Annotated in this window: 25 protein-coding genes; 10 read left to right on the plus strand and 15 right to left on the minus strand. The window is 35.8% G+C overall.

The features are described from left to right. Positions 1-3: 3 nt before the first annotated feature. Positions 4-360, plus strand: coding sequence for an acetolactate synthase small subunit (ilvN, locus tag ACFFIT_RS11645; RefSeq protein ID WP_385877848.1), 357 nt, complete (start codon positions 4-6; stop codon positions 358-360). 194 nt (positions 361-554) lie between these two features. Here the strand turns inward: ilvN and epmA are convergent, their stop codons facing one another. The 3 genes from epmA to pcnB are packed head-to-tail and all read right to left on the minus strand — an operon-like array spanning position 555 to position 3,753. Continuing rightward, positions 555-1,553, minus strand: coding sequence for an elongation factor P--(R)-beta-lysine ligase (gene epmA / locus ACFFIT_RS11650; protein WP_385877849.1), 999 nt, complete (start codon positions 1,551-1,553; stop codon positions 555-557). 25 nt (positions 1,554-1,578) lie between these two features. Next, positions 1,579-2,097, minus strand: a complete 519-nt coding sequence (gene folK / locus ACFFIT_RS11655; RefSeq protein WP_385877850.1) for a 2-amino-4-hydroxy-6-hydroxymethyldihydropteridine diphosphokinase — start codon at positions 2,095-2,097, stop codon at positions 1,579-1,581. Between the two features lie 15 nt (positions 2,098-2,112). Continuing rightward, positions 2,113-3,753 (minus strand): polynucleotide adenylyltransferase PcnB, encoded by a 1,641-nt coding sequence (gene pcnB, locus ACFFIT_RS11660; RefSeq protein WP_385877851.1) that lies wholly within the window; start codon positions 3,751-3,753, stop codon positions 2,113-2,115. A gap of 194 nt (positions 3,754-3,947) precedes the next feature. Between pcnB and ACFFIT_RS11665 the strand changes: the two genes are divergently transcribed. From ACFFIT_RS11665 to plsY, 3 genes are all read left to right on the plus strand, one after another. After that, positions 3,948-4,556: a DNA-3-methyladenine glycosylase I gene (locus ACFFIT_RS11665; RefSeq protein WP_385877852.1), complete on the plus strand. Its 609-nt coding sequence runs from the start codon at positions 3,948-3,950 to the stop codon at positions 4,554-4,556. A 122-nt stretch (positions 4,557-4,678) separates the two neighbouring features. Continuing rightward, positions 4,679-5,758, plus strand: a complete 1,080-nt coding sequence (gene alr, locus ACFFIT_RS11670; protein ID WP_385877853.1) for an alanine racemase — start codon at positions 4,679-4,681, stop codon at positions 5,756-5,758. A 41-nt stretch (positions 5,759-5,799) separates the two neighbouring features. Beyond that, positions 5,800-6,408 (plus strand): glycerol-3-phosphate 1-O-acyltransferase PlsY, encoded by a 609-nt coding sequence (gene plsY, locus ACFFIT_RS11675; protein ID WP_385877854.1) that lies wholly within the window; start codon positions 5,800-5,802, stop codon positions 6,406-6,408. Here plsY and ACFFIT_RS11680 read toward each other — a convergent pair. From ACFFIT_RS11680 to aroK, 9 genes are all read right to left on the minus strand, one after another. Further along, positions 6,402-6,788: a hypothetical protein gene (locus ACFFIT_RS11680; protein WP_385877855.1), complete on the minus strand. Its 387-nt coding sequence runs from the start codon at positions 6,786-6,788 to the stop codon at positions 6,402-6,404. The genes plsY and ACFFIT_RS11680 overlap by 7 nt on opposite strands. Positions 6,789-6,888: 100 nt before the next feature. After that, on the minus strand, positions 6,889-7,950 hold the full coding sequence (gene rsgA / locus ACFFIT_RS11685) for a small ribosomal subunit biogenesis GTPase RsgA (RefSeq protein ID WP_385877856.1): 1,062 nt from the start codon (positions 7,948-7,950) through the stop codon (positions 6,889-6,891). A 31-nt stretch (positions 7,951-7,981) separates the two neighbouring features. Next, positions 7,982-9,199 carry an amino acid aminotransferase gene (locus ACFFIT_RS11690; protein ID WP_385877857.1) on the minus strand — a complete coding sequence of 406 codons (1,218 nt, stop codon included), beginning with the start codon at positions 9,197-9,199 and terminating at the stop codon, positions 7,982-7,984. Between the two features lie 56 nt (positions 9,200-9,255). Further along, positions 9,256-9,951 (minus strand): phosphoglycolate phosphatase, encoded by a 696-nt coding sequence (locus tag ACFFIT_RS11695; protein WP_385877858.1) that lies wholly within the window; start codon positions 9,949-9,951, stop codon positions 9,256-9,258. A 29-nt stretch (positions 9,952-9,980) separates the two neighbouring features. Further along, positions 9,981-10,643: a ribulose-phosphate 3-epimerase gene (rpe, locus tag ACFFIT_RS11700; protein WP_385877859.1), complete on the minus strand. Its 663-nt coding sequence runs from the start codon at positions 10,641-10,643 to the stop codon at positions 9,981-9,983. 15 nt (positions 10,644-10,658) lie between these two features. Next, the gene (locus ACFFIT_RS11705; RefSeq protein WP_385877860.1) at positions 10,659-11,522 is read right to left on the minus strand and encodes a Dam family site-specific DNA-(adenine-N6)-methyltransferase; all 864 of its coding nucleotides are present in this window, start codon (positions 11,520-11,522) and stop codon (positions 10,659-10,661) included. Further along, the gene (locus ACFFIT_RS11710; RefSeq protein ID WP_385877861.1) at positions 11,501-12,760 is read right to left on the minus strand and encodes an SPOR domain-containing protein; all 1,260 of its coding nucleotides are present in this window, start codon (positions 12,758-12,760) and stop codon (positions 11,501-11,503) included. The genes ACFFIT_RS11705 and ACFFIT_RS11710 overlap by 22 nt, the downstream gene beginning before the upstream one ends. 140 nt (positions 12,761-12,900) lie before the next feature. Beyond that, complete coding sequence (gene aroB / locus ACFFIT_RS11715) at positions 12,901-14,001, minus strand: 3-dehydroquinate synthase (RefSeq protein WP_385877862.1); 1,101 nt, start codon at positions 13,999-14,001, stop codon at positions 12,901-12,903. A gap of 14 nt (positions 14,002-14,015) precedes the next feature. Beyond that, positions 14,016-14,552 (minus strand): shikimate kinase AroK, encoded by a 537-nt coding sequence (gene aroK, locus ACFFIT_RS11720; RefSeq protein WP_385877863.1) that lies wholly within the window; start codon positions 14,550-14,552, stop codon positions 14,016-14,018. Positions 14,553-15,020: 468 nt separating this feature from the next. Here aroK and ACFFIT_RS11725 point away from each other — a divergent pair, with 468 nt between their 5' ends. The 3 genes from ACFFIT_RS11725 to matP are packed head-to-tail and all read left to right on the plus strand — an operon-like array spanning position 15,021 to position 16,577. Then, positions 15,021-15,440 carry a cell division protein ZapB gene (locus ACFFIT_RS11725; protein ID WP_385877864.1) on the plus strand — a complete coding sequence of 140 codons (420 nt, stop codon included), beginning with the start codon at positions 15,021-15,023 and terminating at the stop codon, positions 15,438-15,440. Between the two features lie 55 nt (positions 15,441-15,495). Beyond that, the gene (locus tag ACFFIT_RS11730; protein ID WP_385877865.1) at positions 15,496-16,110 is read left to right on the plus strand and encodes a TRIC cation channel family protein; all 615 of its coding nucleotides are present in this window, start codon (positions 15,496-15,498) and stop codon (positions 16,108-16,110) included. A gap of 17 nt (positions 16,111-16,127) precedes the next feature. After that, positions 16,128-16,577, plus strand: a complete 450-nt coding sequence (gene matP, locus ACFFIT_RS11735; RefSeq protein ID WP_385877866.1) for a macrodomain Ter protein MatP — start codon at positions 16,128-16,130, stop codon at positions 16,575-16,577. Positions 16,578-16,697: 120 nt separating this feature from the next. Here matP and rlmN read toward each other — a convergent pair whose 3' ends face one another. The 3 genes from rlmN to ACFFIT_RS11750 all read right to left on the minus strand — a co-directional run bounded on the left by rlmN (position 16,698) and on the right by ACFFIT_RS11750 (position 20,792). Beyond that, positions 16,698-17,861 (minus strand): dual-specificity RNA methyltransferase RlmN, encoded by a 1,164-nt coding sequence (gene rlmN / locus ACFFIT_RS11740; RefSeq protein ID WP_385877867.1) that lies wholly within the window; start codon positions 17,859-17,861, stop codon positions 16,698-16,700. 52 nt (positions 17,862-17,913) lie between these two features. Beyond that, positions 17,914-18,342, minus strand: coding sequence for a nucleoside-diphosphate kinase (gene ndk, locus ACFFIT_RS11745; protein ID WP_385877868.1), 429 nt, complete (start codon positions 18,340-18,342; stop codon positions 17,914-17,916). Positions 18,343-18,467: 125 nt separating this feature from the next. After that, entirely contained in the window at positions 18,468-20,792 is a 2,325-nt protein-coding gene (locus ACFFIT_RS11750) for a Tex family protein (protein ID WP_385877869.1), read from the minus strand. Positions 20,793-21,234: 442 nt separating this feature from the next. Here ACFFIT_RS11750 and greB point away from each other — a divergent pair, with 442 nt between their 5' ends. The 3 genes from greB to envZ all read left to right on the plus strand — a co-directional run bounded on the left by greB (position 21,235) and on the right by envZ (position 24,044). Continuing rightward, entirely contained in the window at positions 21,235-21,717 is a 483-nt protein-coding gene (gene greB, locus ACFFIT_RS11755; RefSeq protein WP_385878154.1) for a transcription elongation factor GreB, read from the plus strand. A 291-nt stretch (positions 21,718-22,008) separates the two neighbouring features. Further along, positions 22,009-22,728 (plus strand): osmolarity response regulator transcription factor OmpR, encoded by a 720-nt coding sequence (gene ompR, locus ACFFIT_RS11760; RefSeq protein WP_385877871.1) that lies wholly within the window; start codon positions 22,009-22,011, stop codon positions 22,726-22,728. Further along, positions 22,728-24,044 carry a two-component system sensor histidine kinase EnvZ gene (gene envZ, locus ACFFIT_RS11765; protein ID WP_385877873.1) on the plus strand — a complete coding sequence of 439 codons (1,317 nt, stop codon included), beginning with the start codon at positions 22,728-22,730 and terminating at the stop codon, positions 24,042-24,044. The genes ompR and envZ overlap by 1 nt, the downstream gene beginning before the upstream one ends. Positions 24,045-24,111: the final 67 nt, after the last annotated feature.

Raw genomic sequence — 24,111 nt, forward strand, 5'->3', positions numbered from 1 at the left:
CTCATGACATCTAACACAAATATCACAACCCAACAAAATTCATTCGTAGTTAATTTACCTAGTAGTTCCAGTCCACAGGCTATTTTGACGCTTATTGTGAATAATCATCCTGGGGTTATGTCTCATATTTGTGGGCTTTTTGCGAGGCGGGCTTATAATATGGAAGGTATACTTTGTTTGCCAATTAATGATTGTGATACGTCTTTAAGTCGTATTTGGCTAAAAGTAAATGAAGATACTCGCCTTGCGCAAATCATTGCACAATTGAAAAAATTACAGGATGTCAAAGAAGTGCTTGAGTGCCCTATCGATCATCCTATATTTAAGCAGGTGGCACCTTATTTTGTGCAAACCCTTTGAGCTTGTGATATCAACTTTTAACCCAATTGTTATTTTTTATAATTATCAAGTCATTTCATTGTACGGCCTCGCCCGATTAGGGCGGGGAGATATCAGCTTGTAAACCTTGATATTTGAAAGAAAACACCCTAACTGACAAGAGGTAAGATTTTTAGAAACACTTAAAATCAAAAGGCATAAGACTCTAAAAATGGTTAAGCTTTTGTGATGGGAAAACTCATTATTTCAGCAAGAGAAGATTTATTTTGGCTTAGCATAAATACCCTATCTAAACCAATCGCAACTCCTGATGTGGGTGGCATCCCTTGACTTAATGCAGCTAATAAATATTCATCAATGGGCATGGGCATAAGCCCTTTTTCAATGCGTTCTAAATTATCAAGCTCAAAACGCTTGCGTTGTTCAATAGGGCAGGTAAGCTCGTGAAAACCATTAGCTAATTCTACACCTTTATAATAAAATTCAAATCTTTCAGCCACTCGATGATCTGTTTCATTTATCTTAGCAAGGGCAGCCTGTGAAGCGGGGAAATGAAAAATAGCCATTGGCTTTTCTAAGCCAATATGAGGCTCTACGCCTATAGCAAAAAGAAATTGGAGTAGTGTATCCCTATGGTTTTCTTCTTTTGCACCATCCCAACCTAGAGAAACTGCAGTAGTTTGTAATTCACAAAGTGGATCGGTTAGTGGATCGATATTGAGATGCTTTTGCATCGCATGTTGATAACTTAAGTAGTCACATGCAGGACAATTGAGTAAATATTGCAGCAGTTCATCGACTTCTTTGATTAAATTCATCATAGTAAAAAACGGTCGATACCATTCAAGCATGGTAAATTCAGGGTTATGTATCCTTCCTGACTCTTCGTTTCTAAAACATTTACCAATCTGAAAAATTGCACCACTGCCTGATGCAACCATTCGTTTCATATGGTATTCAGGACTTGTAATCAAGTATAGTGGTGAATGATTATATGAAGAATTTAAATAGAGTTCAGTTTTAAAACTGCTTAGGTTAGTGTCTGTCACAGCAAATTGACTGAGAATAGGGGTCTCGACCTCTAAAACCCCACGAGGTTCAAAGAATTGACGGATTCTACGCATAAAATTTGCACGCTTAACTAAGGTTGTATTTGATGCAGTCGGTTGCCATTCATCATAAGGTGGTATAAGAGTCTCTTTTTTATTATGCATTGAATACTTACCTTTAAATTATTGATCAGTCAGACCAAAGTACCATACCATTTTTATCTGTTTTACGGATGATATCGGCTAAGGGTTCTCCATTCGGTAAAATAAGTCCTGGTGCAATATCGAAAAGTGGAAAAAGCATAAATTCTCTTTCTAGTAGACCATGATGTGGTAAAGTTAATCTTTCATCATTCATTATACTATTCCCATAAAGCAATATATCAATATCCAAGGTTCGAGAAGCAAATCTTTCCTTTGTTCTTACTCTTCCTTGTTGTAATTCTATTGCTTGAGTACGATTCAATAATTCAATTGGAGTTAATTGAGTATCAATTGCTACGACAGCATTTAAATAATCATTTTGGCTCAATCCCCCAAGTGGCTTTGTTCTATAAAATGAAGAGACTTTTATAAAAGAAGAAAACTCAAGCTTTTTAATAGAGGTTATAGCATTATTGATATAGAGCATAGGATCGCCAAGATTACTTCCTAGTGCTAGATAAGCACGGTGCACGTGATTGGCATTATTGGAAAACATATTACTCATTTTATCCATCTTCACTTAGTTATTAGGTGTCTTTGAATTATTATTTGGCTTTTTACGAGGTCTTCTAGGCTTTTTTGCAGTATGCTTGGGATCATCAGCGGGCCATTGTGCACTTTGCGTTGCCCTCGGATCCGTATTAAAGTCTGACTCATAATTGTTTTGTGTATTATGTGTAGAGCGATCTATAGGATTATTTAACTGAAATTCTTCCCAATAATTTGCAAGAGTCTGTATTTCTTTATTTTTTTCAACAGCAGCTCTTAATTTTAAAAGATCAAAACCGGCTCTGAATTTACTCATTTCGAGTAAACTCATCGCCTTGTCTCCTTTATAACGGCTAAACTTAGATTGTAGGCGCCAAATATCTTTAATGACTAAAACTAAGCGCTTAGGAATAGCCAGAGTTTGATACTGCTCTTTAATTAAATCATCCATAGCTAAGAAAAAGGCATCTTTATCGGTGAGTCCACTTTCCTGTTTTATTGTTTTCGTCCTTTCTAGTAGAGGATACCAAAGCAACGCTGCAAATAAAAAGGCAGGATTAACACCTAATTCCTTTGCAATTCGTTCATCTGTGTTACTCAATACTTGTATTATCATCCGAGTAAAGGGCGTATCTTGCTGATCATCAAGCCAATCATCAAGTAACGGGAAAAGCACACCAAATAACTTAAACTCTCTTAATTTATGAAAACAAGCCACACCATATCCCCCTTGGAGGAGTTTAAGTGATTCATCAAACATTCTCGCTGGAGGAATGGCTTCGAGTAATGGCGATAACTCAAAGATAGGCGCCGCTGTTTCAGGACTTATTTTCATATTGAGTTTTGCAGAGAATCTTACTGCCCTTAACATTCTGACTGGATCTTCACGGTAACGGGTCACAGGATCGCCAATCAATTTGATTACTCCTAATTTTAAATCTTCAACGCCGCCAGCAAAATCTCTTACACTAAAATCTGCAATACTGTAATAGAGACAGTTAATAGTAAAATCTCTGCGGGCTGCATCTTGCTCTATGGTACCAAAGATATTGTCTCGTAAAAGCATGCCATTTTGTGCTTGGATAGCATGTGGGCTATCTATTTTAATATCATGAGGCGCTCTAAATGTTGCCACTTCAATAATTTCACGCCCATATACCACGTGAGCTAATTGAAATCGTCTGCCAATAATACGACAATTGCTGAACAATTTTTTTATTTGAGAAGGCGTTGCATTAGTACATACATCAAAATCTTTAGGTAAATTTCCTAATAATAAATCACGTACTCCTCCACCAACTAGATAAGCTTCAAAGCCGGCTTTATTTAAGCGATATAATACTTTTACTGCATTAGGGCTGATATTATCTCTACTGATATTGTGTAAATTTCGTGGGATAATGGTTTCAATTAATCCATTTCGTCTAACGCGTTGCTCCTTTTCCCCGCGCCTTATTTTGCTGGTTTTTTTTAAAGTTCGATCATTTGATCTATTGCTCTTAGAAGGTCCACGTTGTTTAGATGTTTTTTCAGTATCAGGATGCGAATTTCTTTCTCTTGTATGCTGATTATTATCGGCTCCCATTTTTTTCTGTGCATGCAAAGAGGGTTCCTTTCCACTATCAGAGGTATGTTGCTCAGCATCAATGGAGACTGGAGTTTTATTGCTCACTAATGAGCGATATAATTGCGTGATTCGTTTTAAAATAATACACCTCAAATAATGAAAAAACATCAAATAACGTTGATTAGAAATATAGAAAATCTATCACTTATACCGTGAATAAATCGCCGATTACAGGTACTATATTATCACAAACACCTAATAAGTTAAGTGGCCCAATAATAATTTAAAAAGGAATCAATATGGGTAATCCAATAAAAAACCTGTCTCAAAGCATACCCTCCCCTGATTTAACTCTCACTAGATGTGATTGGGTTAATAACACTGATGCACTCTACATAACCTATCATGACCAAGAATGGGGGAAACCATGTTTGGATAGGAATACGCTTTTTGCCATGCTTTGTTTAGAAGGTCAGCAGGCAGGTCTTTCTTGGTACACTGTGTTAAAAAAGCGTGCGCACTATTATACCAGTTTTCATCATTTTGTACCTGAAAAAGTCTCAGGAATTGATGACGAAATGATGAATGAATTAAAAAATGATCCTGGGTTAATTAGGCATCTAGGGAAACTCTCTTCAATTGTTTCTAATGCGCAAGCTTTGCTTAAAATGGAGGCAGAGGGTGAGAATTTTGTCGAATTTATTTGGTCTTTTGTGAATGGTAAGTCTAAAATCAATCATTTCAATAGCATAGAAGAAATTCCTGCGAGTACAGAAGAATCTATCCAGCTCTCTAAGGCGCTAAAGAAAAGAGGATTTCGCTTTGTAGGTCCCACAATCTGTTATGCGTTTATGCAAGCAACAGGCTTAGTCAATGATCATCTATTATCTTGTCACTTTCGAGAATAATAGTATCAATTTATTGATCTCTAGGGTACTAAGCGATCAAACGACTAAATTAATTTTAAAGCCCGTCAAGTCATGGTAATATAACCCATTAATTAGCATCATCAGTATTTTAAGGAATCGCCATGAAAGCCGCTACAGCCGTTATTTATCGTTCGGCATTAACTCATAATTACAAAACTATAAAATCAATGTCACCTAAAAGCCATTTGATGGCAGTGGTTAAAGCTAATGGCTATGGACATGGAGCGCTTGAAGTGGCTTCGACGCTGACGCATGCCGATTATCTTGGTGTTGCTCGCATTGACGAAGCGATTGCATTGAGAGAAGCCGGGGTGGAGGCTAAAATTTTATTACTCGAAGGCTTTGTCAGTGAAGAATGTGTTCCTTCACTCCTAAAATATAATCTTGAAACAGTGATTCACTGCCATGAACAAGTGATGATGCTAGAAAAATTTAATTCTGCTACTTCAATTAAAATTTGGCTTAAATTAGATACCGGTATGCATAGATTAGGAATTCGTTTGGATGAAGCAGACGCTATATTTGAGCGGATATGCAATATCTCATGGATAGAAAAACCTATCAATGTAATGACCCATTTTGCTTGCTCTGATGAGTTAAATAATCCCTTCACAAACGATCAAATTGATAGATTTGATGGGTTTATCCAACATAAAGTCGTGGGGCAAACTTCATTAGCTGCTTCCGGTGGTATTCTATTTTGGCCACAGTCACATAGGCATCTTAACAGGGCTGGGATTATTTTATATGGTATATCTCCTGTTCTTCAAAAACCCGCCAGTGATTTTGGCTTATCTCCTGTCATGCAATTAGAAAGTCGGCTTATTGCTATTCGCCGCCACTCTCAAGGTGAAAGTGTAGGATATAACGCAACGTGGGTAAGTCCGCGAGATACCGTAATAGGTGTTGTTGCAATAGGTTATGGAGATGGCTATTCTCGTTCGATTAAAAATGGTACCCCTGTACTGATTAATGGAAGAGAAGTACCTTTAGTTGGTAGAGTTTCTATGGATATGATAACAATTGACTTAGGCCCAGATGCTTTAGATAAAGTGGGTGATAAAGTCGTTTTATGGGGGCAAGATTTGCCTATTGAACGCATTGCACATCTTAATAATCTTTCACCCTATGAGTTGATGACTCAATTAACTTCTCGTGTTAATTTAGTTTATGCCGATTAATGTAATATGTTACTTGTATAAAATGCTAGTGGAATGAATTGATGCCTAACTATTTGCTGTTTTTATTTCCTATTTTAGCCTACCTCTTAGGTTCCATTTCCAGTGCTATTTTATTACACCGTTTATACCACTTACCCGATCCTCGTACATTAGGTTCTAAAAATCCAGGCGCGGTAAATACTTTTAGAAATGGGCATACCAAAATTGCATTATGTGTTTTTATATTTGATGTTTTAAAAGGTATGCTACCAGTTTGGATAGCATACCGTCTAGGATTACCCTTATTTTACGTCAGTCTTACTGCATTAGCCTCTTGTATAGGCCATGCTTATCCTGTTTTTTTTAATTTTAAAGGAGGAAAGTGTGTGGCAACTGCACTTGGCGCTGTCGCACCTATTGGCTTTGATTTGAGTGGTTTGATGATCGCCACATGGCTAATAGTACTCATTCTTAGTGGATATTCTTCTTTAGCGTCTATTGTCGCTGCTGTAGCTGCCCCAATTTATATTTGGTGGTTTCGCCCTGAATATACGTTTGCAGTTGCAATGCTCTCTTGTTTAATCATCTGGAGACACCATGAAAATTTAGAAAGATTATGGAGACGCCAAGAACCTAAAATTTTTTCTAAATCAAAAAATGATAATTATTGATTTTTTGCTGCTTTTTTGAGTTCAAGTATACCTGGAAGTAATGATTCTATTTGCACAAGAATATTCGCACAGGTCTCTTTTTTATTCTCATCTGGTAACAATTCAAGCAGGTTTTTTAAGTTTAACATTTTATCATCAATATTTTTCATGATAAGCGTCTCTTGAGTATCTTGAGCAAACTCGCTATTCATTGACTCAATTTTATTAAAAACATCTTTGCACTCTTTAATGCTACCCAATTGTTGTGCGTTTGGCTCTGATAATGAAACATTTACTGTCGAGGAGAGAGCATTACTAAATGATATGCTGCTTTCATTTGCCGCAAAACTCAGTTTAGAAACACTAATGAAAAAAATTATAGCTAAATATTTCATGTTCATTTTAGGTTTTCCACCAGAGGTTATTAGTGACTATTAAATGGTTAATTCTCTAGGGTCATCAGTTTTAGCTATTGATTGAATCCTATAGATACCATCATTGCTATTTTATCTCATGATTATCTTGCTGCATATGTCTCCTATTTTGAGCTTCTTGTGCGCTCTCTAGAATACGGTGATAGTTCTCAAAGCGAAGTTCGCTTATTTTTTGCATTGTTACAGCTTCTTTTATTAGGCAACCAGGATCATCAAGATGCTTACAATCTCTAAACTTACATCCTCCAAGATAGGCATGAAATTCTATATATCCTTGAGTGATTTGTTCTCGAGAAAGATGCCATAAACCAAATTCTCTGATACCAGGAGAATCAATAACACTGCCACCTGAAGGAAGATGATAGAGTCTTGAACTGGTTGTTGTATGCTGCCCTAATCCTGACGTTTGTGATACATCATTAACAAGAATTGGAGTGTCCTTATTAGGCAATATAGCATTTAATAGACTAGATTTTCCTACACCTGATTGACCTGCAAAAATACTGATTTTATTGGCTAATAAGGTCTTAATCGCGTTAAGTCCAATATCTGTAATACTCGATGCATATACCACCCTATAATCAATATTTTCATAGATTGCTAACAATTCTTTAAACTCAGAAAGCTCAGTTTCATTTAATAAATCAATTTTATTAAGTAGAATAATTGGCTTTAATCCCATGGTATGACAGCTAATCAGATAACGGTCAATAACATTAAGCGATAAAGCGGGTAAGGGAGAACAGACAATAATGACTTGATCAATATTGGCTGCTACCGGTTTTAGTCCATCATAAATATCAGGTCTTGATAATAACGTTTTTCTTGGATGTAAAGCCTCTATGATGCCTGTGCCTAATGAAGGGCCTTGATGATAAGGCCTAAAAAGAACTTTATCTCCAGTGACAATTGCAGCCAGCGTTCTTCTCATATGACATCTATGGATTTGACCTAAATTATCTTCAACATCAGCCTGTTTGCCAAATCGGCTGATAATGATCCCCTCCCCACTTGGACCAAATAAAGACTCATCCACTATTTGTTCCGTTTGAGATTGGCTCAAGCGTTTTTTCTGATTATCTGCAACCCGTCTACGCTGCCCTATTGATAATTTCTTCTTATATTGCATTTTTTATCCATTGTCTTTATTTATAAGAAAATTAATTACGCTCTATTTCTGCAATCGCATGTGCGACTTTTTGTACATTTTGACTATTTAAGCCCGCAAGGCAAATACGACCACTATCAATTAAATAAATACCATGGGTATCTCTCAATTCTTTGACTTTTTCTTTAGTTAGGCCTGTATAACTAAACATGCCCCGTTGTTTAAGTAAATAAGAAAAATTTTTATTGGGTAATGTTTCACTAAGCGCGTTGAACAAGGCTTGACGCATATTGATGATACGAGCCCTCATTTGATTCACTTCATCGATCCATGATTTATTTAAATCCGGTGTATTCAAAACTTCACTAACTATAGCTCCCCCAAAATTAGGCGGACTAGAGTAATTACGTCTTACCGTTGCTTTTAACTGGCCTAAAACTCTAGAAGCTGTCGCTTTATTTTCACATACTACTGACAGCCCCCCTACGCGCTCTGCATACAAGGAAAAAATTTTTGAAAAAGAGTTGCTCACAAAACAGTTTATATTTGCCTCAGTTATTGCGCGTATTGCATAAGCATCTTGTTCAATGTCCTCTGCAAATCCCTGATAAGCGATATCTAAAAAGGGGATAAGCTCTTTGTCTTTTAAGACAGCTATGAGTTGATCCCACTGTGACTTATTTAAATCCGCACCCGTAGGGTTATGACAGCATGGATGAAGTAAAACAATACTTTGTTTTTTTAATGAGGTTAAAGTACTTAGCATACCATCGAAATCAACGCCGCCTGTTTTTTCATCAAAATAAGGATAAGTATGAGTTTTGAATCCAGCTCCAGCAAAGATAGCAATATGGTTTTCCCAAGTTGGGTTACTGACCCATACTTCAGAATTAGGGAAATAACTGGCTAAGAAGTCAGCTCCTATTTTAAGTGCTCCTGATCCACCGACAGTTTGAATGGTTGCAATACGCTCATCGATAACTGCGCAAGAGTTTTGTCCAAAAAGTAAATTCATTACTGCATTACGGTAATTAGGGTTACCTTCCATTGGTAAATACAAAGAGGCTTCATTGCTAAGTGATTGACCTAAGCGTTTTTTGACTGCTTTTACGACCTCTAATTCGGGAACAATTGCATCATCATTATAGTAAAGACCGATACTCAAATTCACTTTGTCCGTTCTTGGATCTTGTTTGAATGTTTCCATTAATGAAAGAATGGGATCACCTGCATAATTTTCAACATTGTCAAAAAGGGATGTTGTGGTCATAGTGTTTTCCTCTAAATATTTATGAGTATAAAAGTGAGAGATCACTTTTTATAGAATTAGTGAAATAAATTCAGTAATTGTGCAAAATCATCAAAGACAAAATCGGGCTTAGCATCAGCAATCGGTTGGTGGTAATTGTATCCATAGGTTAATCCAACAGATAAAACACCCGCGTTTTTAGCGCATTCAATATCATTTTTTGAATCACCAACAAATAAAAATTCGTTGGTTAATATACCGAGCGAACCTAATGTTTGAAAAATAGGGGCCGGATGAGGTTTTTTCTCTTTAACATCATCAGCGCCTAATACTAAACAAAACATTTTACTGAGTCCTAATCCATTTAAAAGTTCTGGCAAAAATTGCGAAGGTTTATTGGTGATGAGTACTAAAGGGATCTGTTTTTGTTTTAAAGCATGTAATGTTGAAAATACATTAGGATAAAGTTGAGTGCCATCCGTCATTAATTCTGAATAGAAAGCATCAAATCTTTTTCGCAACGAGGAAAAATCAAAAGAGTAATATGCATCAGAACCTTTAATTGTTTCGATAGTTTTTCTAAGTAGAATATCAATGCCGTTACCTATAAAGCCTTTGGTTTGATACTCATCAACAGGGGAGAGTTCAGAAGCGATTAAGGCTAAATTAAGGGCTTGATGGATACCGGGTAAGCTGTCTACAATTGTTCCATCAAGATCAAATCCAATCGCTTGGATTTTTGAAGATAAGTATTTTAGAGGTTGAGTATTCATCAACAATAGATCCTTTGCCTCACGGAGAATTATCTACAGGCATCTTTCATGGTTTTAATGATAGTCGCGTAATCAGGTTTACCAAAAATGGCTGAACCCGCAACAAAAGTATCTGCTCCTGCTTTAAAAATTGATTGGATGTTATATTCGGTGACTCCTCCATCGACAGATAAACGAATGTTGAGATTATTTTCGTTAATTTTTCTTCTTATATCAGTGATTTTTTTTAGTGCTGACGGGAGAAATTTTTGACCACCAAAACCTGGGTTAACAGACATCACTAGTATCAAATCAAGCTTGTCCATAATATAATCTAAACAGTCAATTGAGGTTGCAGGATTCAAAGCAATTCCCGCTTGGCAGCCTAAATCTTTAATCATCTGCAAGTTTCTATCTAAATGAATTGTTGCTTCTGGATGAATCGTGATTAAAGAAGCCCCTGCCTTGGCAAAGTCTTGAATCATATTTTCAACAGGAGATACCATTAAATGTACGTCAATAGGTGCAGTGATACCGTCTTTTCTTAATGCTTCACAAATCATAGGGCCAAAACTTAGGTTAGGGACATAATGATTGTCCATTACATCAAAGTGTATCCATTCAGCGCCTGCGTCAAGTACAGTTCTTGTTTCTTCACCGAGCTTTGCAAAATTAGCGGCTAAAATTGAGGGGGCAATAATGGGTAGATGCATAATCACTCCTTATGGTTAATTGGGATAATAGATAGCTAAAATTTCTTTGACTTCAGGCCTTTTCCCTTGGCTATTGATTAAGCGCCTGACCTTATGACTGTAAAGTGTAGCATCATCATACCACTCTCTTGTTTGTGGAGTGTCATGATTTGAAATTAGCACAGTAGATTTTTTTTGTAAGCTATTTTTTTTTGCTAATTCAATCAATTTTCTTTGACTCTCAATACTAAAATCATCGGTGTGATAGCTTGTAAAACTTAATCCCTCTGTCAGAGGTGCATAAGGAGGATCACAGTAAATAATAGAATTATTTGGGGCTAAGTCAAATATCTGTTCAAAAGGATAATTGTAAAAAGTGGCATTTTGGGCTTTTTTAGAAAAATATAATATTTTTTCTTTGTTAAAAGTGACCTTCTTATAACTTCCAAAAGGGACATTAAAGATGCCTTTTTTGTTATAACGACATAGGCCATTAAAACCAAATTTATTTAAATAGAGAAAAATCACAGCTCGCTCATAAGTGTCTTTACTGAGATTGAATTTTTCTCTAAATTCGTAAAAAGTATCGGGATTATTATTGGCTGGCCTAAATAAAGCCTCAGCATCTTTAATATATGCTTTTGCTTCATTTTGTATAATCTTATAAAGGTTAATTAAGTCTGAATTAATGTCATTGAGTATATAGTGCTCATAGTGGGTATTAAGGAAAACACTTCCCGCGCCAATAAAAGGCTCTACAAAAACATCAGAAGAGGGAAAATGAGGCGTTAAAAAATCTAACACTTTATATTTGCCACCTGCCCATTTTAAAAAAGGCCTCTGCTTATCATTGACTTTTGCTCTCAACATTTTCTCTCTTAAGGGGACTTTCTTACCCATGGATGATTTGCTTGTATTTTGCTCGGTAAAGTTTGTATAGCATTTTTTGCTTCCTGGGCTGAGGCGTAATGCCCTGTTACTAATACATACCAACGTGAACCATTATTTGTTGTTTCAATGACTCGAGCCGTGATAAGATTTTGAGATACAGCCAGTTTTCTCAAGCCTTCAGGAGAGGCAGCTGAAGCCACTTGAATTGTATAATTTCCCCCCCGTCCATTATTTATTTTTACAGGCTTGCTATACATCTGCTCTGTTTTTTTAGTTTGTTTTTGCGTAGATTTAGCAGCAGGTTTTTGTGCTTTAGAAGAATCTATTTGGGGTGTTGAATGATTAGTTTGTAATTTAGGTGTTGTCTTTTGAGCAGGCAATTGTTGGTTTTTTTGACTTATGTTAGGCACAGGTTCAACTGCCGGTTTATTTTGTGGGATTTCCGCCTGTTGATTTAACTGCTGTTGTAGTTGTTGTGCGATGACGGTATTATTTTCCTGTTTAACTATAGCCGTTTCAGGTTGTAAAATAGGCGTTGATCTCGTATTATTTGATTGAACTTGAGATGGATTGGTCGACTTACCTTGGGCCGACGAAGACTGTTTAATCACTGTGGTTGAATTTACGTTTGGCGAAATTTGTACTGCTTGGGTATTTAATTCCACCGCAGGAGTTGTTTGTATGACAGTGGTTTTAGTATTGGGTGTTATGACTTGTCTTGTGATATTTGTTTCAGGCGTCGAAGGTGTTTGTTTATTCCTATCGGAAGTTGTTTGAGTAGCTACTGTAGGTAGCGTTGTTTTTACTCCTTGAGTAACAAGACTAGATGCTTCATTTGGCTGCTTCTTGACATTATTCTCCACGCCTTTTGGTGAGACTTGTGGATTATTAGGATCTACACCATCAATTAAAGGGGGTTCGTTATTTGCATAAATAAGAGGTAAATTGGACTGTATAGTTTGATTAATGATTTTTTCACTCGTCAGATTATCGTTCGACTGATTATTTGCAATTTGGTTATCATCAGACGTAACAACTTCGGGTATATCAAGAGATAATTCAAGTGGCATTTCTTGTACTTCATTCATTGGCTTAGAGTCTTGCATCAAAAACCAGGTACCCACTGAGATCACTGTCAATAATAAAAACAACGCAATTAAATACACATACAATTTAACATGGCTCTTTTTTTTCTTATTTCCTAATCTGTTTATTCTAATTTTTTGTTCGAATTCCATCTGTTCCATATCTAACCTCTATTTAGATTTTGTACCATAATCACTTATTATAACGTATGTGACATAAAAATTCTTCAATAATACCCCTATATTTCTATGGTGATAGCAAATGTTGACGGTTTAAAAATTAAAATATACTTTGATAACAATTACTTTGAGCAACGCTCAATGGCGTGTAAGATAATTTGTTGATCTACATTATTTTTGACAACACTTTGGCCAATTTCTATGGGCAAAACAAGTCGTAATTTACCTTCAAGTACTTTTTTATCTCTTAGCATATGGGGAATATAATCATTCGCGGTCATTTCGCTAGGCGCAAGGATTGGAAGGTTAGCTTTTTTCAATAAATTTTTCACTCTAATCAAAGATTCGCTGTGCATTAATCCTAATTTCAAAGACGTTTCACAAGCCATTAGCATTCCAACGGATACCGCTTCTCCATGAAGCCATTTACCGTAACCTAAATGTGCCTCTATTGCATGACCATAGGTATGCCCCAAATTTAATAAAGCCCTATCTCCTTGCTCAGTCTCATCTCTCATAACGACATCGGCTTTTAATTCGCAACAACGTTTAATTGTATAGACGAGGGCATTCTCATCAAGATCCATAATATGTTCAATATTTTCTTCTAACCATTCAAAGAAGGGTAAGTCGAAGATTATCCCATATTTTATCACTTCTGCTAATCCAGCACTGAATTCCCTTGGTGGAAGTGTCTTTAAACAATCAGTATCAATAATAACGGATTTTGGTTGGTAAAAAGCCCCAATCATATTTTTTCCTAATGGATGATTAACGGCTGTTTTTCCACCTACAGATGAGTCAACTTGTGATAGGAGTGTTGTAGGTATTTGAACAAAAGGGATTCCCCTTTGATAACAGGCGCTTGCAAAACCGACTAAATCACCAATAACCCCTCCACCTAGTGCAATTAATAAGGAATCTCGACCAAATGAGTGTTCTAACAATTCGGTAAATACCGTATTTAAAATATCAAGGGATTTATACTCTTCTCCGTCTGGTAATATTGTGTGTAAGACTCTATTTTCATTCGATGATAATTGAGCTTTGATTCCCTCGAGGTACAGAGGCGAAATTGTTTCATTCGTGACTATCATTATATTTTTTTTAGAGCGCCAAAGAGAAAAAAAGGCTTTATTTTTAAAAAGACCTGGCTGAATATAAATAGGGTAACTTCTTTCATCCAAGCTTACAATTAGAGATGGTTCAGTAGTGTTTGCCATGAAATTTATCCTCATTAAACCCTTACAGGGTCAACTTTAAATTTTTCTTCAATTGCCTCTATGATGAGAAGAGCAACATTTTTCGGTTTATGATTATCTGTTTGAATTATGATATGTGCGGTTGATTCATAAAGTGGATTGCGCTCTAAAGCTAACGATTCTAAAAGTTCCTTTTTAGATGCAGCATTTTGTAATAGAGGCCTTTTTGTGTCATTTTTAGTTCTTTGTAATTGTTTTTCAACACTCGTTGCCAGATAAACAACGATGCCATTTTCCTGAATAAGCAGTCTATTTTTTCCAGATTTAATAGCACCACCACCGGTAGAAAGAATGATGGGGTGTTTTTCGCATAATTGAGCGATCATTTTTTCTTCACGCAATCTAAATCCAGCTTCCCCTTCCACATCGAAAATCCAGCTGATATTAATACCAGCTTTTGATTCTATTTCATCATCAGAATCATAAAAGGGCCTATCTAACATTTGGGCTAGATGCTTACCAATAGTTGTTTTGCCTGCGGCCATAGGGCCAATCAATATGATATTTTTCATTATTTATATGCTTATTTATATTGTGAATATCTGGATAGCTATGAATCTAATCTACTGCATGCCGTTATAAAGTATGCATGCTTATTGTTATTCAGTCTGTTTCAGTAAATGAATTTAAGGCGAACTTTATTGTACATAGTTTTTTATAGCAGTAGAATTATGAATCACTGATTAGTTTATTTAAATTAGCAATAAATTTATGCTAAAAAATATTTAGTTAAATTATGACACTAAAAGCATATAATATCTATCATCTTATCTTGATAGCATCATAATGAGGTTCATATTTTTTGATTTGCTAAAAGATATTGAAAATTTAATCTGTTACAATATTCATTCTTAAGATCATCTTGAAAAAATATACCCCTTTATAATATGCATTTTGATACGTTTTAGCAGAAAATTTTTCAGTGACTGAGTTATTATTACATTAATTAAGATATATCAATTATTGAGGCAAAGAGTGTTATGAATATTTTAGAACAATTAGAAACGCGTATCTCACAACTTTTAGAAAACATGAGTCTTATGCAGATGGAGATTGATGAGCTTACCGATAAAAATACATACCTACAAAATAAGATAGCCCAAACAGAAGAATTAGAAGCTGAAGTAATAAAAATTCGTGCAGAACAAGCCTTGTGGCATCAAAGATTGCAGCAACTTTTAGGGAAAATAGATGATGTCACAGTTTCTGATGAACAACCTCAAGAGCAAACATTATCAGCCAATCAAATGCATGACAGCATTCACAGTGCAGATGCTTCCAAAATAGGGACTCAGGAGTTGCCACAATTGAATGAAGAAGAAATGCCTTTTTTTGATATAAATCAAAATTTCACCCCAGATGAGACAAGTAGTGATTATAAGAAACAGCCATTAGTTTAACACTTAAAATGCATCATTGAGTTATGTTATTGAGTTTTAAATCTATGAGGTTTCTATGCATTTATTGTATTGGCTTGATATTTTAGGCACCGCTGTATTTGCTATTTCAGGAGTTTTGCTTGCTGGTAGACTAAAAATGGATCCTTTCGGTGTACTTGTCCTAGGGACTGTCACCGCGATAGGTGGTGGTACGATTAGAGACTTATTATTAGATGTTCCCGTTTTTTGGATTGTTGATTCTACTGATTTAATCATCGCGATTGTTACTTGTTTTGCAACCATTGTTCTGGTTAGAAGGCCGAATACATTGCCTAAATGGATTTTGCCGGTCCTTGATGCGATAGGTCTTGCTGTTTTCGTAGGTATTGGTGTGAATAAAGCTCTTACTCAAGAAGTTAATGCACTTGTTGCAGTTTGCATGGGTGTTCTGACCGGAGTGGGTGGGGGAATGATACGTGATACTCTTGCCCGAGAAATCCCTATGATTCTGCGCAAAGAAGTTTATGCGACAGCTTGTATTATTGGTGGTGCTATTCATGCCCTAAGTTATTTATATTTTGAATTAAGTATGCCAATGGCAACCCTATTGGGTATTCTTGCAACGCTGAGTATTAGGTTGACTGCTATTCGTTGGCGACTTCAATTACCCACATTTGCTTTAGAAAATTAGTCGCGAGATGATATGCTATGAAATATAAAAAACTTGAAAACTTAGAGTCTGGCTGGAAATGGCAATATCTTGTTAATAAAAATCATGAGGGTATTCCAATCTCTAAATACCAAGTCTTAAGCGAACAGCAAGAGGCAGTAAATAAACTCTTTTTAATTGAAAATAAGCCTGAAGAAATTGCTAAATGGCTTGATGAAAATCTAAATCCAGATCTTGTGGTGAAACTTAATCAAGCTATTCGTGCTAGGAGAAAGCGCTATTTTAATGCTGAGAATAAGTTTAATCGAAAAAAATCAATTGATCTTGAATATTCTGTGTGGCATCGATTATCAAGTTTATCACAAAAACGGCATAAAACTTTATCTGAGACTATTATTCAACTAATTGAAGAAGCCGAAGAAAAGGATAAATATGTTGAGCATCTTGCAAATGTTAAAAACGATTTGTTAGATATATTGAAAAAATAGAATCAGAGTGAATTCATTATTCAAATAACGATTTAATTCTTTGTGCTTATTTTTAGTGGGTTAATCAATATATAATTTCATCTTAGCTAGTATGCGAATAAGCTAAGATTTTTATTATTTTTAATTATTTGCTTTATTAAAGATAAGGCTCTCGTTTTCTTGCTTTTTACGTAAGGTTCTCTTAGTTCTGTCAATTACATCTCCGGCTAATTGTCCACAAGCTGCATCGATATCATCTCCTCGCGTTCTTCTTACAATCGTGATAAATCCTCGCTCCATTAATACTTTGGCAAATTTATCTATGCGAGTGTTTGAACTTCTTCCATAGGGAGCTCCAGGGAAAGGGTTCCACGGAATGAGATTTATTTTAGCTGGGGTATCTTTTAAGCAATCTGCTAATTCATGGGCTTGTTCAATGCTATCATTGACACCATTGAGCATGACATACTCTACTGTTACTCTACCATGATTTGCATTTGATTTAGCGAGATAACGTCTGACTGATGCCAGAAATGTCTCAATATTATATTTTTTATTGATTGGAACCAGTTCATCTCTTAGAGCGTCGTTCGGGGCATGTAGAGATATTGCTAAGGCCACATCTATCATGTCTCCTAATTTATCTAAAGCAGGCACTACACCCGAAGTAGATAAAGTTACACGCCGTTTAGATAAACCAAAGCCAAGATCATCTAGCATAAGTTCCATTGCAGGAACAACGTGAGCAAGATTTAATAGAGGTTCACCCATTCCCATCATTACAACATTAGTAATTGGTCTAGATTCAGATAACCGAGTAGCGCCTAAAATTTGAGAAGCTCTCCATACTTGGCCAATAATTTCCCAAACACGTAAATTACGGTTAAACCCTTGCTGCGCAGTGGAGCAGAAGGTACATTCTAAAGCACAACCAACCTGTGAAGAGACACAAAGAGTTGCTCTATCATGATCAGGAATATAAACCGTTTCTACTTGCTGCCCACCTACTTGAAAAGCCCACTTAATCGTGCCATCTTTTGCACGTTGTTCTTTTGCAACCGTAGGTGCTTTAATTTCTGCGATTTGTTTCAGTTTTTCTCTAAGTGATTTGGTGATATCTGTCATTAAATCGAAATCATCATAACAGTAATGATAAATCCAACGCATCACTTGAGTCGCACGAAATGGTTTTTCTCCTAGCGACACAAAAAATTCTTTCATTTGAGGAAAGGTTAAATCAAGAAGATTAATTTTTTCATTTTTATCTTCTATAACAGGTACAATATTTTCAGATGGCATGATCATTTTCGGTGTTTCATTGGTGCTGCTTAAGAAAAAACGTTAAGCAGCAAAAAAATTAAGAACGAGGACAAATTTCGTTATCAGTAAAGAAATAAGCGATTTCACGCTGAGCTGACTCTACAGCATCTGAACCATGTACTGCATTTGCTGTAAAGCTATCAGCATAGTCTGCACGAAGTGTTCCAGCTAAGGCATTATCAGGATTAGTTGCACCCATTAGGTCACGATGACGAGTTACAGCATTTTCACCTTCTAGTACTTGTACCATTATAGGACCAGAAGTCATAAAATTGACTAGCTCGCCAAAAAAAGGACGCTCTTTATGCTCAGCATAAAATCCTTCAGCTTGCTCTTTAGTTAAATGCATCATTTTAGCAGCAATAATTTTAAAGCCTGCAGCTTCAAAACGAGCATAGATTGCGCCAATAGCATTTTTAGCTACTGCATTAGGTTTAATAATAGAAAAAGTACGTTCGATAGCCATATAAAACTCCTATAATTAGTTAAAACTGTCTTTTGATGGATAAGCAAAAAACAGTAGCCGATAAGTTAAAAACATATTAAAAAAGCAATTATAAATTAAAGATAAAAAAAGTCTTTAAAAATTTACTAAGATTTCTTTTTTAATGCGGCTAACATCGCATCACCAAAAGCACTATTAGCAGTTGAAACGTTTTGTTTGCTTGATTTTGGTGAATGGTTAGTCTTACGTTGCATTGTATTTGTAGCTGTTGGCGCTTTCCCCACTTTTAAAACCTCTTCAGGTTCGACATCTAATCTCATGCTTAGGGCAATTCTTTGGCGGTTCTTATCGACTTCCATGACTTTAACCTTAACTACATCCCCTGCTTTAACGACACTGTATGGATCATCCACAAATGAATCTGAAAGTAATGAAATATGCACTAATCCATCCTGATGAACGCCAATATCTACAAAAGCTCCAAAGTTAGTTACATTAGTTACTGTGCCTTCCAATATTATACCAAGGCTAAGATCATCAATAGAATCTATTCCGTCACTGAAGGTTGCAGTTTTGAATTCAGGTCTAGGATCACGTCCTGGTTTTTCTAATTCCTTTAAAATATCTTGGACGGTGGGTAATCCAAATTTGTCATCTATAAAGTCTCTTGGATTCAAACTAGACAAAAGTTGGCTGTTACCAATCACCTCTTCAATGGGCAGATTGAGTTTTTTTAAAATCCGTTCAACTACTGGATAAGCTTCAGGATGCACTGAAGAAGCATCTAGGGGGTTTCTTCCTTTAGAAATCTTTAAAAAACCAGCGCATTGTTCAAACGCTTTAGGTCCTAATCTTGCGACGTCGAGTAGCTCTTTGCGGTCGGTAAATCGCCCTTTATCATCACGCCACTTTACAATGTTTTCAGCAATTTGTTTATTTAATCCCGCTACTCGAGTGAGGAGAGGCACTGATGCAGTGTTAAGATCTACTCCGACAGTATTTACACAATCTTCAACGACATTATCTAATTTTGTGGCTAATGCAGTTTGGCTGACATCATGTTGGTATTGGCCAACTCCTATAGATTTTGGGTCTATTTTAACTAATTCTGCTAAAGGATCTTGAAGCCTTCTAGCAATAGAAACTGCACCACGTAATGAGACATCCAAATCAGGAAATTCTAAAGCAGCCAGTTGTGAAGCTGAATAGACAGAGGCACCAGCCTCACTTACAATCACTTTTTGTGCTGTAATTTGAGGAAACTCTTTTTGCACGTTTAAGAAAAAACGTTCAGTTTCTCTTGACGCTGTACCATTACCTATTGCGACAATTTCCACATGATGTTTTAAGCAAAGGGCAGCAATAATTTGCGACGCTTTAGTTTCCTGGCCACTATGAGGATAAATTGTTTCTGTTGCAACGAGCTTACCAGTCGCATCAATAACAGCAACTTTTACACCTGTTCTAAAACCAGGATCTAAGCCCATGGTTGGTTTCATTCCGGCAGGTGCAGCCATCAATAAATCTTTCAAGTTACGGGCAAATACATTGATTGCTTCTGTTTCAGCGGTATCTTTCACTTTAGCCATTAGTTCTGTTTCAAGATGCAGCAATACTTTTATTTTCCAAGTCCAATTAATGACACTTTGTTTCCAAACATCGGCTGGATTGCCTGTATTTTTAAATCCTAGATGAGAAGCAATTAGTTCTTCACCCATACTATTTTTTATTGATGCCTCCACTGAGGGATCAGGATTTAGTGAAAGTGAGAGTATACTTTCATTTCTGCCACGAAACATGGCTAGTGCTCTGTGTGAAGGGACTTTAGATAAAAGCTCATTATGGGAAAAATAGTCTGAGAATTTAGCGCCTTCCGCTTCTTTACCCTCAATAACTGTGGCACAGATATGCGCATTATTCCATAAATAGTCTCTTATTTTGGCTAATAAGTCTGCATCCTCAGAGAACTGTTCCATTAAAATGTAGCGAGCGCCATCTAGCGCTTCTTTCACTGAAGTAATGCCTTTATCCACATCAATAAATTCTTCAGCCAGATTTTCTGGAATAAAAGATGAATTTGTCCACAGTTTTTCTGCAAGTGGCAATAACCCCGCTTCGATAGCAATTTGCCCTCGTGTTCTTCTTTTAGGTTTATAGGGTAAATAAAGATCTTCTAGTTCTGTTTTATTTAAGGTACCATTAATTTTAGTTTCAAGCTCAGGGGTCAACTTACCTTGTTCTTCTATAGATTTTAGTATAACCCTTTTTCTATCAATGACTTCTCTTAAATAGATCAGACGTGTTTCTAGTAATCTAAGCTGAGAATCATCAAGTCCTCCTGTGACTTCTTTGCGGTAACGAGCAATAAAGGGGACTGTGTTGCCTTCATCTAATAAATTAATTGCAGCTGTGACTTGAGCAGAGGTTGCGTTTATTTCATTCGCAATGAGTAATGATAGGTCTTGGCTCATTGTATTTCCTTCTCTTTAAGACGGTTAATGATGGACAAAATGATGTTAATGGTTAATTTTACCATAGATTAGCCTGCTCTGGTCAAATGAAGTAATATTAACAAATATTTTTCTAATACAATGAAAAAAAGTTCTGTTTATTTCGAAACCATTATAAACTTTGTATTTTTCATTTTATGCATTTTCATTTATTTGTTAGAAACCAGTATTACTTATTTGCAAAACATTTTAATCCATGTGCAAGAAATAGATTATATATAGTAGAGAAGAGAATATAGCCGCATAAGTAAATATGATATTGATAAAGTACATAACAGTTAAAGAATTAAATAAAATGACTTTATGACTATAACTAATGTTAAATCTTATTTTTATCCATTATATTAAGTGGTAATTTGTATAAGAGAAAATTAATATGAATAAAAAAAATGAACTAAACAATATTAAAAAAAGCCCCTATATTACAAGAGAGGGTTGGCGAATTTTAGATGAAGAATTGAAATTTCTTTGGCGAATAGAGCGGCCTAAAATCACACAAGCAGTTTCAGAAGCCGCTGCATTAGGAGATCGTTCAGAAAATGCTGAATATATTTATGGCAAGAAAAGATTAAGGGAGATTGATAGGCGTGTTAGATTTTTATCAAAGCGCTTAGATGAACTCAAAATTGTTGATTATCATCCGTCTCAAGAAGGTAAAGTTTTTTTTGGTGCAACAGTTTCATTAGAAGATGAGTTAGGGGATATTCAAACCTACCGGATTGTTGGTTCCGATGAATTTGATCCTAAAAAAAAATGGATTTCAGTTGATTCACCAGTAGCAAAATCAATTTTAGGAAAATGTATTGATGATGAAGTCATCGTAAATACACCGAATGGTAAAATTAGCTTGATAATAAATGACATTAAATATACAAATAAAAATTAAGTTTTACAAATAATAATAAAACTACATTAATTGAAAATATTTTCATAAATTGTTTCATTAAAATTGTTATTGTTACAACTTATCTATAAGAAAAAATACAATTATTAATACCCTTAATTGATATTATTATGGGTATAATATAGCATCTGTTTTTTATGGATGGTTTATTTAAATGTTTAATCTTTTATACAAATCAGTGAAATATTTATATAACTTTTTTTAAATAAAAAATATGTCATGAAATTTATAAAAGATTATTTGTAGGTTTAATTGGCATATAAGGAAATAACAATGCAAGATAACCAAAAAATATTACTCGTAGATGATGATGTTAGACTTCGTGGGCTATTAGAAAGATATTTAACCGAGCAAGGATTCTTGGTTCGTAGTGCTGCGAATGCAGATCAAATGGATCGGATTTTAGCAAGGGAAACGTTCCATCTTATTGTCCTAGATCTTATGCTTCCAGGAGAAGATGGCTTATCCATTTGTCGTAGAATGCGTAATAATAGCAATCAAATTCCAATTATAATAGTTACTGCTAAAGGAGAGGAAGTTGATAGAATTGTAGGACTTGAAATTGGTGCAGATGATTATTTATCTAAACCATTTAATCCTCGTGAATTACTTGCTCGGGTAAGGGCTGTGTTAAGGCGTCAAGTAATTGAGATGCCAGGAGCTCCTTCACAAGACACTTCTGTGGTGAATTTTGGTCGTTTCAAATTAAATCTAGGTACTCGTGAAATGTTTTGTGAAGATCAACCTATGATTTTGACCAGTGGTGAGTTTGCTGTACTTAAAGCATTGGTTACTAATGCAAGAGAACCGCTATCTCGTGATAAGTTGATGAATCTTGCACGAGGAAGAGAATACAGTGCGATGGAACGTTCCATCGATGTTCAGATTTCCAGATTAAGAAGAATGATTGAAGATGATCCAACACATCCAAGATATATTCAAACTGTCTGGGGTCTAGGTTACGTATTTGTTCCGGATGGCATTGAGGCATAATGGAATTTAATCGTGTTCTAAAAAGTTCATTCTCACATACGTTATTGCTTGTTATTGGGCTTATGCTGATAACTTTAGCAATAACGTATTGGGTTGTGCTAAATTATGCGATTTTACCAAGTTTAGAGCCATTCAGCCGTGTTCTAGGGCATGAAATTAAAATGCTTACCACAGATACCCTATTGTTGGATGATGGTTCTGTTGTGCCTTTTCCATCTGATTGGCGTCAAGAAATTTTTCATCACTTAGGCTTATCATTATTTGATGAGCCGACAGCGATGCAAAATGGCCTAGCATGGGCAAAATATTATCCCGTCTTAACAGATGAAATCTCTGAGCAGCTAGGTGTTGCCTCCGATGTTCGTTTAGAAATCGGAGCTAATCACCCTGTGATTTGGTTAAATACTGACTATTCTCCTGATATTTGGGTTCGTGTCCCACTTTTTGAAATACGCCAAGGTGGGATCATTTCCATTTTACGTTATACGCTTTTTATTGTTATTCTAGCGGCTATTGTTGCATGGTTTTTCTTCCGCTCTCAGCATAAACCTCTTAGTGAGTTACAAATGGCAGCTACGTTGTTGGGTAAAGGCGATTTTCCTAGTCCTGTCAAAGAAATGGGCGCTGCTGATGTTCGCGCTGTTGTAAGAGCTTTCAATAAGATGGTTAAGGATATTCAAAAGCTTGAAGATGACAGAAAATTAATAATCGCAGGTGTCAGCCATGATTTGAGAACACCGCTTGCTCGATTACGATTAATAAGTGAAATGTTACCAGAGGAAGAACTTTCTGTTCAGGCATCGATTAATCTGGAAGTTGAAGAATGTAATAAAATGCTTCAGCAGTTTTTAGATTTTATGCATACAGGTGAAGAGATTCAAAAGCAAGATATTGAACTAAATACTTTATTACTTGATGCAATTTCTCAATTTAGTGATCATATAGAAAATTTTGAATACGATTTAGTAGATGCGCCACTTATGGTTAATATAGATCCTATTTCAGTTAAAAGAGTCATCAATAATTTAATCGTGAATGCATTAAATTACGGTAATGGTTGGGTAAAAGTGGTATCTGGTCAGTCAGCAAAACAAGTATGGATACAAATTGATGATGATGGCCCGGGAATTGAACCCGATAAGCTTGATAGACTATTTGAGCCTTTTGTTAGGGGCGAGGCCGCGAGAACTACCCCTGGTTCAGGATTAGGCTTAGCAATTGTGAAAAGAATTATTGATTCACACCAGGGAAATATCTTTGTAAGTCGCAGTAACAAAGGGGGATTTTCTATTAGGATATATCTGCCCAAAGCCTGATAAGTCCTCTGCCTCTATAAATAATATAGAGGCATTTTCAGTGAAAATCACTTTATATAGGACTTCA

The organism is Thorsellia kenyensis, from assembly GCF_042432445.1.
GTDB classification, from domain to species: Bacteria; Pseudomonadota; Gammaproteobacteria; order Enterobacterales; family Thorselliaceae; genus Thorsellia; species Thorsellia kenyensis.